Below are 12,912 nucleotides of genomic sequence, written 5' to 3' on the forward strand. Positions count from 1 at the left end.
GAAGCGCGGCGGTAGACGAGGCGGCTCAGGGTGGCGATGACGTGGTTCATGCGATCGAGCGTGCTGGGATTGACCTTTTCGATGAGCCGCATGGCTTGGGCGACCTGAACGCACGCCAGCACCTCACGGGCGGAGCCGAGGGCAGTGGAGTAGCGCTGCCGTTTGTGTCCATGGAGGCTGCCCATGCCTTCTGCGACATTGAGCGCCACGCTCTGCATGGCCCGCCGCAACTGACGAGCCAGGTCTCGATCTTTCTGTTCAATCCGTTCCGCGATGAGCCCTGCGTCTCCTGCCATGGCCAAAACGACATCGTAAATCTTGAGCATTGACGAACCCTCCGCCCGACGACCCAATCGCCGGGACCCCCGTCCCGCACCGTCGCGCGGAGGCCTCTTCAAGGCTGCGCAGCACCGCGCGGAGCCGCCCGCAGCGCGAAGCGCGAGGACGGTGAGCACGGCATGGCCTTGAAGAGGCCGAGCACGACGGTAAGCTCGCCGTCCCCGAGCGGGATCCCTGCAAACCCGTCCCACTCGCGTTTGCGTTAGCGTTTGCGTTTGCGTTTGCGTTTGCGTTTGCGTTTGCGCCTCCGCCTCCGCCTCCGCCCCCGCCTCCGCCTCCGCCCCCGCCTCCGCTTCCGCTTCCGCTCCCGTCCCCCCTCGACTACCTTCCCGCCCGATGCAGCCGCTCTCCTCCTCCGCCCTCCGCGAGGCCCTCTTCGACGCCGTCGACGAAGGCGACCTCGACCGCCTCTCCTCCCTCTGCGAGGCGCACGAGCAAGCCATCTGCGACGCCTTCCCCGGCTGGCGCACCCTCCCTGAGCCGTACCGCGAAGGCCCCCGACTGCGCTGGTACATCCAGGGCATGACCTCCGTCGCGCAGCACATGGCCGCCATGCGCGGCCGCCCCGAACTCTTCGCGGCCCTCACCACTGTCCCCGAGGACACCCAGGCCCTCCTCCGCCGCCTCGAACAGGCCCTCGCCGACATCGACGCCCTTGCCGCCGAGGGCCGTTATGCCGAGGCCGAAGCCAAGGCCCGCGCCGCGCTCGCGGAGGCCTCTGGCCACAAGAGCGGCCATCAGGCCATGCTCACGGGCCGCCTCGGCGAATGCCTCTTCCACACCGGCCGCGTCGCCGAGGCCCGCGCCCCCTTCGAGGCGACCCTCACCCTCTGTGAAGAGTCGGGCGACGACCAGGGCGCTCTCGCCGCCCTCTTCTCCCTCTTCGAGGTCCGCCGCTACCTCGGCGACACCGCCGAGGCCGCCGCCACCGCCGAGCGCATTGCCTCCGTCCTCGACCGCCTTGGCGACGCTGACGAGGCGCGCACCTTCCGCCGCCGCGCCGAGCGCGTCCGGGCTGGCGAGCCGCGGTGCCGCGTCGTCGCCCTCGTCAACGGCAAACCTGCCGAACTCGACGAACTTGGCGGCCTCCAGGGCTCCGTCCAGTTCATCTACGAGCGCAACCGCCCCGAGCTCCGCGCCGCGTCCATTGCCACCGAGGAGGGCGAGCGCCTCGGCGCCGCCGGCGAGTTCGTCCGTGCGCTCGAAGCCTTCCGCCGCGCTGCTGTCGCCGATCGACACGACCCCTCACCGGTCTACCAGGCCGGCGTCACGTGCCTCTTCATGGGCCGCGCTGCCGAGGCCGCGGAGCTCTTCCGCAAAACCGAGGAACTCGCTCCCGGCTGGTTCCGCTGCCGCGCCTACCGCTACCTCGCCGAACGCATTTCCGCCGGCACCCTCGACCCGGGCGTCTTTGCCGCCGTCACCGAGTTCGACCGCCCCGACCTCGACCCCACCGAGAAAATCCGCCGTGCCCGCGAGGCCCTCGCGAAGACCGACCTCGGATTGCTCCACGTCGCCCTCGGCGATGCCCTCGCGGCGGAGCGAAAATCCCTCGAAGCGCGTGCTGCCTATCGCCGCGGCCTCGACGTTGCCGAGGAGCCCGACGTCCGCACCCAGCTCCTCGTCAAGCTCGGCAACCTCGTCGACGACCCGGCCGAGCGCATTCGCCTCTACCGGGATGCCATCGCCCTCGACGGAAACCTCCTCTTCGCCGCCGTCGCCCGCCTCTCGCTCGCCTCGCTCCCCTCGGCCTGACCCCTGAAAGATCCCGCCTGACTCCTGAAAGATCCCGCCCCCAAGCGGCGTTTGTCCTCTGCTCGCCGCTGCCGGAATTTCTCGCAAAACTTTTTTCGCCGGCCGCTGTCACAGAAGAACCACCCGCTCCGATACCCGGGTTGAACCGCTCGTTCACCAGAGGAGGTTACGATGCTCACCATCAAGGGTCTCGCCGTTCGTTTTGCCCTCGGTCTCGCTGCCCTCGCTGCCATTCCGGCCGTCTCGAACGACGCGGCGGCTTGCGGCGACGTCTTCATCCCCGAGATCGACCACCGCATCCAGGGCCTCGCGAACGCCGAGCAGACCATGCGCGACGGCAAGATCGTGGCCTCGGCCCAGTCGATCGTGCGCATGTTCCCCGAGATCCGCAGCATCAACCCGGGCAAGGACGGCATGCTCCAGCGCGCCCAGCGCACCCTCGCCGTCGCCCTCGTCCGCGCCGACGGCGGCATCGACCTCGACCCGACCTGGCGTGGCAAGACGCCCGAGCAGCGCCAAAAGAACGTCGCCTGGGCCGTCGCGGCGCTCGAGCGGCTCCGCGAGCAGCGGAAGAACGATCCTGCCGTCGACACGGATCTCGGCGAAGCGCTCGCCAAGGTCTCTGGTCGCAAGGACGAGGCGCGCAGCTTGCTCCAGGGCCTCGCCGACCGCGACCTCATGGCCACGCCGCAGGGCTACGCCACCCTCGGCCGCCTCCAAAACGAGGCCGGCAACACGACCGCCCGCGACGCCGCCGTTCAGCGCTGCAACACGATGGCCAAGGACAGCTCGATCTGCCAGGTCCCCACGAGCCAGGGGGGCCAGAGCTAGCCGCTCGAAAGGATTTCATCCGTGCCCCGCGCGCTCGTCCTTGTTGTCGGTCTGGTCCTCCTCCTCCTCGGCTGTCGCAAGGACGAGCGCGCGGAGGCACCTTCGCCCGCTCCCTCCGCGAGCGCGACCACGCTCGCACAAGCCCAAGCCCCCGAACCGCCGCCCGGCGACCCCGCAAAGGGAAAAACCCTCGTCGCCAAGTTCGAGTGCAACCGCTGCCACGAGGGCACCGGCCTCGAACAACCCAAGCTCGACCAGGATTGCGTCCGTTGCCACCAGGAGATTCACGCCGGCACGTACCAGGCCTCGGCGAGCACGCTCTCGAAGTGGCAAAAGACCATCGTCCACTTCCGCGAAACCCCGTCGCTCGCGAACATCGGCGGCCGATTGCGTCGCGGCTTCATCGAGAAGTTTCTGCTCGAACCGCACGACGTCCGCCCGCACCTCGATACGTCGATGCCGCGCCTCGCGATGACGCCGGAAGAGGCGCGTGACGTCGCCGCGTGGCTCACGTCCTCCGCGACGCCGGCCCCGGCGGTCGCACTCGAAGGCGCGAGCGTCGAGAAGGGAAGCGCGATTTTCGAGGCGAAGGGCTGCCGCCAGTGCCACGAATACACCGGCGCCCCGCGCGCAGCGCTCCCGGCCGGCGTGGCCGACCTCGAAGGCAAAGGCGAGCGCATGGCCCGCGCGCTCGCGCCGGATCTGCGGTACGTCCGCGAGCGCATGGCCCCCGGCGAGCTCGTCCGCTGGCTCGACGACCCGAAGGCGCAAAAGCCCGACACGCTCATGCCGAAGACGCCGCTCTCACCCGACGAGCAGCGGGATCTCGCGGCCTTCCTGTTCCGCGCTGAGCTAGCGCCCAAAATCGCAAAAATCATCCCGCCGCGCCTGCCCGTGCTCGACCGCAAGGTCACGTACGAGGAGGTCAGCCGCCGCGTCTTCCGCAACACCTGCTGGCATTGCCACGCCGAACCCGATTATGCGATCGGCGACGGCGGACCGGGAAACACGGGCGGCTTCGGCTATCGGCCCCGTGGCCTGAACCTCGCCGAATACGAGGGCATCCAGGCCGGTTACGTCGACGACAAGGGCGAGCGCCGCAGCATCTTCTCGCCGATGCCCGACGGCACGCCGCGCCTCGTATACGCCATGCTCGCCCGGGTTCGCGAGGAGGCGGGACAAACCGACCCGGCCGTCCGCGGAATGCCCCTCTCCTTGCCCCCCGTCACGCCCGAGGACATCCAGCTCGTCGAGACCTGGATCGCGCAGGGCCGGCCGCAATAACCGCCGAATCCTGAATCGCCTACCCGTGCCCCGAGCGCACGGGCGGACGGGCGCCCCGCTTGCATGGGCGGATGCGGACGCGCGTCTGGCGCGGCTCCGGGGAGGCGTTCATCCATGCATCGGCGATCGTTCATCATGCTCGGCCTTTCTGGGGTGCTCGTCTCGTGCGCCGTCGAGGTGACGGGAACCGGAGAGCCGGGAGAGGCGCCCATGCCGCTCGACGTGCGGGCCGAGATCGGGCTGAGAATCGCCCCCGTGCCGCTGAAGCTGGAGAACGCGGATCCGTACCTCGTCGGGATCGGGAGTTATTACGTCAACGCGGCATCCGCCTGCGTCGATTGTCATAGCTGCCCGACGTATTCGCCTGGCGAATCCCCGTTCACCGGCGGTCGCGGCCGCCTCGACGCCGCGCATTACCTCGGGGGCGGCGTGCCCATGGGGACGAACCTCAAGGCGCCGAGCCTCGCGCCCGACGCGAATGGTTTGCCCGGCGGGCTCACGCGCGATCAGTTCCTGTCCGCCATGCGCACCGGAAAGGATCCGAACGACCCGAACCGGATCCTCCAGCTCATGCCCTGGTCCCTTTACAGAGCCATGGCCGAGGGGGATCTCGTCGCCATGTACGAATACCTGCGCGCCATCCCGGCCGCGCAGCCGGGCACGTGCACCGGCCCGGGGCAATGAGCCTCAGCCCGACGTGTGCTCCAGCAGCTCGATTCGATTGCCGAACGGATCGTGGACGAACACCCGCGCGATGCCGTCGATCGGCGGGCCGTCCACGACCGTCACGCCCGCGGCCCGCAGGCCCTCGACGAGCGCGGCGAGCCCGTCGACGAGCAGGCCCGGGTGCGCTTTCCGCGCCGGATGGAAGTCCGCCTCGACGCCGAGGTGAATCTTCACCGCGCCCGCCTCGAACCACGCACCGCCGCGCTTGACCATGTCGGCCGGTTTCGGCACCTCGGTGAGCCCGAGGAGGTTTCCGTAGAATGCACGCGCCTCGTCCTCGCGACCCGCGGGCATGGCGAGCTGGACGTGATCGATGGCTAGGATCGGCATGGAATCGTCTCTCCCTCGTTCGGCTCCCCGAGGTGGCGCGGGAATTCCTTCACTGTGAAGAGGTGCCGCGCCGCCGAAATCGGATCCCCTGGCAACCGGCAAAAATATCGCATCGAGGTCCGGAGCGAGCCGAACGTGCGCTCGAGGTCCTCCCAGCGAGCGCTTCCTTCCACGTTCGCGCGCAGGGGAGGGGGCGCGGCCGGGTCCTTGCGGAAGTCACGCACGTAATCGAGCAGCCGCGCGTGATAGTCAGGCTCCTCCACGATCGCCGCGATGGCCTCGCCCCGCGGGTGCGTTCCGGCGATCATCGATTCGACCTGCCATTCCAGCTCGGCGAGCCCGTCGTCCCACATCGTGAGCAGCTCCAGATCGTACCGCGGATTCGCGTGCACGATCTGCATGAGGTGGCCGATCACGTTGTCCCGGGTGCTGAAGAAGCCGACCGGATCCGCGAGCGAGGCCGGTTCTTCGAGGAAACGCAGGATCTGGTGGAACGTGTAATCGATGCCGACGCGCTGGTAATACTCGGAGGAGGCGGGCGAGATCCAGAACCGCAGCATGTCGATCGCGCCGAGGACGAGCTGGATCCGCGTCGGCGCCGCTTCGATGACGCCCGCCTTTTGGAGCCGCGAGAGCCGCGCGTCGAGCTCGCGGCCCTTGCCGTACGCCGCGAGATTCCCGCCGAAGCGGGCGATTTTCCCGGCCATCGCCGCGGGGCTCCCCGCCGCGCGGGCGAGGAGCCGGATCGGGGAATCCGTGCGCCGCGGCGTCATGCGCGTCTCAGAACCGCGCGAATCGCCGCAGCCGGAAGTAGACCGGCGTCGGGCTGTTCTCGTCCTTCAATTTCTCCGGCCCCTCCATCAGGGGCACGTACATCACGCGCCGCTGGCTCGCGTCGCCAGCCACGCTCGCCTCCGCGACCCGATGCCAGATGCGGCCGTCATGGATCGTCAGATCCCCCGCCTCGGCCTCGAGCGCATACTCGGCCGGATCCGGGTCCGTATCCATGAAATGGATCTTGCGCGTCAGCATGGGCCAGAGGCCCTGGTTGTGGGAGAACGGGAGCAGCCGCACGCCCCCCTTCTCGAGGGGCGAGTCGTCCAGGTAAAACCCGACGTTCAGGTAGCGCCGCGGCATCTCGAAATAGAAGAGATCTCGCAGGCTGTCCGTGTGCCAGCCGAGCCGCTTGTAGCTCGATCCCTCCTCGCGGCGGTAATGGTTGATGACGAGCCCGTCCCGCTCCCGTTCGCCGATGCGATATCCGGGGCCCGCGATCTCCAGGATCGCCTTGAAGCGCGGATCCTGCAGGAACGTGTGCAGCCGCTCGCCGAAGAGCGACGAGAAGCACATGCGCTGCACGAAGGGGCGCCCGTCCTTGCGCTTGCCGATGATGAGCGGCACGCCGTTGATCACCGTCCGCCCCTCGGTCACGAGGCGCTCGTCGATGGCCTCGACCTCCTCCACGAGCTTCGCGACCTCGGCGCGCGGCAGGAAGTTCTTGAAGCGGATGAACCCGAACGTGTCGAGGAATTCGACCTGCTCCGGCGTCAGCCGCTCGCCGAGCTCGAAGCGCGGCATCTCGATGCAACGGTTCATCGGCGGCGCGGACGCGTTCGTCGGTTTCGCCGGGGCCTCGGAGGCTTCGATGGTCGTCGTGGTCATGTCTCGGCTTCTACCAAATTTCCCAGCCGGCGCTGCACGCGTGCCGTGTCACGAATCGGACACGGTACGGTCAGCCTGCTCAGGGGGCGGGCGGCGGATCCGGGATGCCCGGCGGCGCCTCCTCCGCGGAGACCATCCGGCCGAGGAGGTTTCCTTCGCCCTTGCCGCTCGCCGTCGTGCCGATGAGCACCGTGTCCGCCGCCAGCGTGCCCGTGCCGCGAAGCACGCCGTTCGCGTCGGGGGCGAACTCGGCCGTGAGCGTGACGTTGCGCAGCGTGACCGGCGGGATTTGCACCACGACGTCCGTGGGCGCGGTGGCGAACACGACCTTGCCGCCGGGCTGATCCACGGCGCAGCCTTCGATCGTGAACGAGTATCCGGTCGGCGGGGTGCCGTACGGCACGTAATCCGAGTGCTCGTCCGGCGTGCCCGCGCGCTCGGAGGGCGCGACGCACTGGGGCTCGGGCAAGAGCCGGCAGACCTCGGTGCTCTTGCACGACATCGGACAAACCTGGGTCTTGTCGCGATCGGCGTTCGTGGCCTGTCCGCGCACGCGCCCCGTCTCGGGGTCGACGTAGAACGAGGCCCAGAGCTGGACCTGCGTCTGCAGCGGTTTCTCGATGTCCGCGAGCAGGAAGTACTTTCCGGTCGGGAAGATCGTCGAGGGTTTGTCGCACTCGAGCTTGAACGTGTAGCCGAAGAGCAGGCGCTTGCGGACCGTCGTGACGTTGCCCGCGACGTCGCTGAGGCCCGCCTCGATCACGAGCGCGAGCTTCGGGCCGACGGGCAAGGGCGCGCTCGGCTTGATCACGAGCGTCGCGTTCGCGTCGACGAGCTCGGCCGTGCCGCCCGTGGTGAGGGCCGTCGAGAACGCGAAAAACTCCTCGGGCGTGCTCTCGGGATCGGTGTCCTCGTCGAGGAGGTTGCCCTCCACGTCGGTCTCGAGGCGAACGATCGAGACGCGGAGCGTCGAGGGATCGACGGGCTCGGAGAACGCGAGGACGATCGGCGCCGTCGCGTCTTCGAGCACGCCGTCTTCGGCGTCGACGATGCGCGGCTGCGGGGGGCCGTCGTAGAGCTCGCAGCCGGCGCCGAGCGGGGCCAGGAGCGAGAGCAAGAGGAGCGAGAGAGGAAGACGTCGCATGTCCGTGCTCCGCGCGATCTAGAAGAAAAACGTGGTGCGGCCCTGGAGGAGGACGCTGCGCGCGGCGTAGCCGTCCTCGTTCCGGAGAGCGTCGCCAGGGAAGAGCACCGCGGCCTCGAAATCGAAGAGGAAGTGGTCGAGGTAGCGGTAGGAGATGCGCCCGTCGAGCTCGGTGCCGTAGTAACGGCCAGGCTTGCCGCCGGCGAAGTTGACGAGATCGTCCTCGATCGTGAGGCCGTCGCGGGCGAGGAGCGAGTTCACCGGATCGACGACGGGCGTGGCCGCGAACGCGAAGAGCGCGCCGCCGCGCAGCGTGAGGCCACGGATCGGGCGGATGTCGAACTGCGGGAAGATCGCGATCGCGTTCGTGAAGGCGCCGCGGTTGTACACCGAGTCCGAGGGAAAACTCGGGGCGCCGAGGCGATTCAAGAGCTCGGTGCCCGCGGCCGCGACGCGCGCGGTCTGGAACGCGAGGACGTGCTCGAAGAGCAAGAGGCCCACGTTCGCGTCCTCGGCGAAGACGAACTGCGTGAGCGGCGTGCGGTTGTTCGGATCGGCGTCGCCGGAGGCGTAATCGAACTCGAGGTACGCGGTGTAGAGGGGCTTGTCGTAACGGACGACGGCGCGCGCGCCGCCCTGGAGGATGCGCTGATCGACGACGGGATCGTTCGAGATGTAGCTGTTCGCCAGGGCGATCTCGCGGGTCGAGCCGACGTTCATCGCGCCTTCGGCGGTGAGGTGGAAGTCGCCGATGCGCCCCATCGCCTTCAGGCCGAAGCTATTGATGCTGGAGCTGTTCGCGTCGTCCCAGCGGTGCACGTAGTAGGCGCCGGCGAAGACGTCGCGGGCGAAGCCGAGGTGGGGCGCGAGGTAACGGACGGCGACGTCGACCTGCTGCACGTCGTCGGCGAAGAGCTGCACGCTGTCGGTGACCCAGCGATCGTAGGCGAGCGCGAGGATGACCCCGCGGTTCTCCGAGGTGTCGCGCTCCTCCTTGGGCTTGAAGGCCTCGAGGGGCTTGGTCGCGAAGAGGACACGGTCGACGAGGTTGCCCTGCCGGCTGAAGCCGAAGCGGTTCGTGCGGCCGTCGCCGTCCGCGGCCTGGATGCCCATGCCGTTGTTCGCGGACTGGCGGCCCACGCGGAGCAGGCCGATCGGGAGCACGACGTCGCCGTAGGCCTTGCGGAAGCGGATCTGCTCCTGCGAGCAGAGCGTGTAGCCGTAATCGTCGGCGTTCAAAGGATCGGTCCCGCGCAAGCCGACGCAGGGCGTGGTGATGTTGGGACTGCGGGTGTTGATGTTCGTCCCGAAGTTCGGCTTGGGGCCGGAGGCGAGCGTTCCGTTGTCGCCCCAGAGCACGCCGTCGAGCATGTCGGCCGAGGCGTAGAGGCGCACCTTGTCGAGGTAGTCGACGCCGACGTCGAGGCGCAGGCGGTGCTCGATCCAGCTCACGCGCCGGTTCGACTCGCTGTTCAGCGCGATCGGGTTCACGTAGAGCAGGTTTGCGCGATACTCGGCGCCGGCGCGGAAGCCGAACTTGTCGAGCGCATATCGCGTCCCCTGGCCCTTCGGATCCGGATCCGTCCAGGCCTCGGTGGTCTGTGCGTGCGCGTCGCCCGAGCAGAGCGCGAGCGAGAGGGCGAGGGCCGAAGGGAGCGAGGCGAAGAGGGCGGCGGGCTTTCGCATGGCGCGGGAAGATCCGCACCGTATCCGCACTCGGCCTGTAGGCGCAACGCCTTGCCGCATCCGTCACGGACAGCGCATCGCGCCTTCGAGCTTGCCGGTCTTCGCGCGGTAGACGAGGCCCGACTCGGCCGCGACGCGGCGCTTCGGATCGAGGCAATACACGGCGAAATCGACCGTCGCGTCGCCGGTCTCCGGATCGAAGTCGAGCGAGGTCTGCGCGCCCGTGAGGTCGATATTTTTACCGCCGCGTAGGACCTTGATCGCCGTGTAGATCCCGCCCTGGCCGACCTCGACCGGCTCGCCCGGGGGCACGAGGCGGCGCACGGCGCGTGCGAGCCCGCGGCCTGTGATCGGCTCGTCGCCGAGCGCGAGCGCGGCGTACGCGACGGCGTAAAACGCGTCGTACGGCGCGCTCGTCGAGTCGTACGGCGTGACCTTGTCAGGGAAGATTTCGTTGTGGTGCACGACGAACTTCGCGAGCGCGGGGTTCATCGCGGCGTCGACGCTGAGCAGCCTTCGCGAGGCGTCCGGGCGCTCGGCGACGAGCTTCAAGAAGTCGTCGGACGCGAGCGAGCCCGACATGACGTAATGCGGCCGGAAGCGGAGGTTCTTCGGCCAGCGTCGCTCGAGCTCGACGAAGAACTGCGCGCCCGCCCCGGCCTCGAAGACGACGTGCGGCGCGAACGAGCCGATCGACTCGATCAAGGGCGCGACGGCGTCGCCGGTCTGCGATCCGGAGAGCTCGTCCTTCACCACGAACTGGCGCAGATCGTCGCCGTTCTCATGGGCGCTCTTGCCGTTCCAGCGCAAGGCCGAGACGAGTTTGTCCGCGTGGCTCACGCCGGAGGCGTTGTCGACGCGGACGATGGCGACGCGTAACGCCTCGTCCGGGCGGAGGATCCCGGGCCGCTTGCGGATCTCCGGCTCGAGCACGTGCTCGAGGAACGCGGCCTTCGCGTCCGTGGACATGGTCGCGCTCGTGGTCACGCGCAAGACGAAGCGCGGATCGCCCGGCGCGTGCGCGATGTCCGTGAGCATCGAGGCCGTGTTCGAGGCGAGCGCGAGCACGCCCTTCGGCAAGAAGTGCGAGCTCGCGAGGTCGAGGACCTCCTTGCTGCGCGCGAAACCGAGGACCGCGGGGACGCCGATGTCGTCGACGAGGTGCGACGCCGCGCGTTCGGCGGCTTCGGTGTCGTCGCAGAGGACGATCCCGATCGGGCGAGGTTTCCCCGCGCCGCTCGCGGGCGGCAGGCCGCCTGTGAGGTTCGCGAAATCGCGGCGCGCGAGGTCCACGGCGCGCGCGGCTTGCCGGCCGTACGGCGTGCCCTTCTTCTCGTCGTGCGGGTACATCGCGCCGATCCAGAGCGTGCCGTCGTTCTCGACGTCACGATCGTCGGCGAGGACGCGGCACTGATCGGTCTCGAGCGTGACGCAGGCGCCGCGGTCCTTGCGGCAAATCGCGTGTTTGTCGCCGCCCGGGATCGCGCAGTCGGCGTTCGTCACACATACGGGGCGCGGCGCGGGGTTCGGAGGGGCTGGCGGCACGTCGGTCAGCACGAGGTGGTTCGCGCGGGCCACGAAGAGCACGAGGAGCGTGGCGATCATGCCGAAACCCGCCGACATCATGAGCACGGCGCGCGCCCGGGAAGGACGCTGCTCGGTGGGCCGCGACGAGAGAGGCTCGCTCACCGTGTTCTGCGGCGCGCCGTCGACCGGCGCGGCGGCCGGCGCGAGTGAGGGCGGGCGCGGTGAGCCTTCGTTTGGTGGGGGCACGTCGAGCACCGTCTCGACGAGCTCGGCCCGCGGCCGCGACGTGACGACACGCCCCGACGCGGGCTGGAGCGAGATGCGCCCCGACGACGACGGCGCGAACGCGAGGGCGCTGCCGCTGTTGCGAGGTCCAACGACGGAGAGCGGCTCGCCGTACACCGCCATGTGGGCCATGCCGATCGCGTCGCGCATCTCGCGCGCGTCCTCGAACCTGTCGTGCCGTGAATACGCGAGGGCCTCGTCGATGACGCGGGCGATCTCGCGCGGGACCTCGGGTGCGACGTCGAGGAGGCGCGGCGCGGGCTTGGTCGCGGTGCTCGTGAGCAGCTCCGTCGCGCGGCTCGCGTCGTGCACGAGTCTGCCCGTGATGAGCGTGAACATCGTCGCGCCTGCGGCCCAGAGGTCGGTGCGCGCGTCGATGGCGCCTCGATCCCCGAGGGCCTGCTCGGGCGGCATGTACGCGGGGGTGCCGGCGACGCCGCCGCCGGGACCACCTTCCTCGTCGGCGACGCGCGCGATGCCGAAGTCGAGGATCTTGAGGGTGCCGTCGGACGTGATGAACACGTTCTCCGGCTTGATGTCGCGATGCACGATGCCCTTGTCGTGCGCGGCCGCGAGCGCGTCGCAGAGCGCGTGGCCGATGACGAGGACCTCGCGGGAGGCGAGGTTCCCGCCCGCGCGCCTTCGCCGCTGGTCGAGGGTCTCGCCTTCGAGCAGCTCCATCACGAGGAACGGGCAGCCGTCGTCGGAGAGGTCGTCGTCGAGGACGCGCACGGCGCCGGGGTGCTCGATCCGGTTCGCGACGTAGCCTTCGCGGACGAAGCGGTCGCGCTGGGTGACGCTGGCGGAGAGCTCGGGGTGGAGGATCTTGAGGGCGACCCGGTGACCGTTGCGGTGAACGGCGAGGTAGACCGTCGCCATGCCGCCCACGCCGAGCACACGCTCGATGCGGTACTTGTCCCGGAGCGTTTTGCCGACACGACGTGCGGCGTGCTCGCGGGCAGAGGGCGGGGGCATGGCGGAAAGGAGGATACCCGATCAGGGAATTTCCGGAACGGGGGGTTCGCCGCGATGCGCTACGTCGGGTCGGTCTCGGTCGGATCCGGCGGGGGAGGGGAGGCGCTTGGTCCTCAAAAGTGTACGAACGTGAACAGCGGAATGTTACCGCTTGGCGCATCGCTGGGGCGTTGCCCCAGGCCCCACCCGGGGCTATCCGCCCCGGGACCCGGACCAGCGCAAGCGCTGGACCCGGGGTCGATGAACTGCGCGATGCGCAGTTCATCGAACAGGCCGAGTCAAGACCAGCTACGACCTTGCCAATCAAGACAGCCGCGCTGCCATTTCTAAGGGCAACGCTGCCCCTGATCTTGCCACCGGCCCGTGGA

General features: G+C 69.2%; 11 protein-coding genes. 4 read left to right on the top strand and 7 right to left on the bottom strand.

Annotated elements, in window-relative coordinates:
* Positions 1 to 326: four helix bundle protein (locus KEG38_RS53895; protein ID WP_272428940.1), on the bottom strand; the 326-nt coding region annotated here is incomplete at its 3' end.
* Between the two features lie 349 nt (positions 327 to 675).
* Here KEG38_RS53895 and KEG38_RS53900 point away from each other — a divergent pair.
* From KEG38_RS53900 to KEG38_RS53915, 4 genes are all read left to right on the top strand, one after another.
* Positions 676 to 2,094, top strand: a complete 1,419-nt coding sequence (locus KEG38_RS53900; RefSeq protein WP_272428942.1) for a tetratricopeptide repeat protein — start codon at positions 676 to 678, stop codon at positions 2,092 to 2,094.
* Between the two features lie 171 nt (positions 2,095 to 2,265).
* Positions 2,266 to 2,925, top strand: coding sequence for a tetratricopeptide repeat protein (locus KEG38_RS53905; protein WP_272428944.1), 660 nt, complete (start codon positions 2,266 to 2,268; stop codon positions 2,923 to 2,925).
* A 21-nt stretch (positions 2,926 to 2,946) separates the two neighbouring features.
* Positions 2,947 to 4,209 (top strand): c-type cytochrome, encoded by a 1,263-nt coding sequence (locus tag KEG38_RS53910; RefSeq protein WP_272428946.1) that lies wholly within the window; start codon positions 2,947 to 2,949, stop codon positions 4,207 to 4,209.
* 114 nt (positions 4,210 to 4,323) lie between these two features.
* Positions 4,324 to 4,893, top strand: a complete 570-nt coding sequence (locus KEG38_RS53915; protein ID WP_272428947.1) for a cytochrome C — start codon at positions 4,324 to 4,326, stop codon at positions 4,891 to 4,893.
* 3 nt (positions 4,894 to 4,896) lie between these two features.
* On the opposite strand, the gene KEG38_RS53920 is transcribed toward KEG38_RS53915, so the two are convergent.
* The 6 genes from KEG38_RS53920 to KEG38_RS53945 form a co-directional block, all read right to left on the bottom strand.
* Positions 4,897 to 5,265 (bottom strand): VOC family protein, encoded by a 369-nt coding sequence (locus KEG38_RS53920; RefSeq protein WP_272428949.1) that lies wholly within the window; start codon positions 5,263 to 5,265, stop codon positions 4,897 to 4,899.
* Positions 5,253 to 6,038: a hypothetical protein gene (locus KEG38_RS53925; protein WP_272428950.1), complete on the bottom strand. Its 786-nt coding sequence runs from the start codon at positions 6,036 to 6,038 to the stop codon at positions 5,253 to 5,255. Before KEG38_RS53925 ends, KEG38_RS53920 begins: the two co-directional genes overlap by 13 nt.
* A 7-nt stretch (positions 6,039 to 6,045) precedes the next feature.
* Positions 6,046 to 6,927, bottom strand: a complete 882-nt coding sequence (locus tag KEG38_RS53930) for a phytanoyl-CoA dioxygenase family protein (RefSeq protein ID WP_272428952.1) — start codon at positions 6,925 to 6,927, stop codon at positions 6,046 to 6,048.
* Between the two features lie 79 nt (positions 6,928 to 7,006).
* Entirely contained in the window at positions 7,007 to 8,071 is a 1,065-nt protein-coding gene (locus KEG38_RS53935; protein WP_272428954.1) for an Ig-like domain-containing domain, read from the bottom strand.
* Between the two features lie 18 nt (positions 8,072 to 8,089).
* Positions 8,090 to 9,757, bottom strand: a complete 1,668-nt coding sequence (locus tag KEG38_RS53940) for a hypothetical protein (protein ID WP_272428956.1) — start codon at positions 9,755 to 9,757, stop codon at positions 8,090 to 8,092.
* A gap of 63 nt (positions 9,758 to 9,820) precedes the next feature.
* Positions 9,821 to 12,544: a bifunctional serine/threonine-protein kinase/ABC transporter substrate-binding protein gene (locus KEG38_RS53945; protein WP_272428958.1), complete on the bottom strand. Its 2,724-nt coding sequence runs from the start codon at positions 12,542 to 12,544 to the stop codon at positions 9,821 to 9,823.
* Positions 12,545 to 12,912: the final 368 nt, after the last annotated feature.

This window comes from Polyangium jinanense (assembly GCF_028435265.1).
In the GTDB taxonomy this organism is placed as follows: domain Bacteria; phylum Myxococcota_A; class Polyangia; order Polyangiales; family Polyangiaceae; genus Polyangium; species Polyangium jinanense.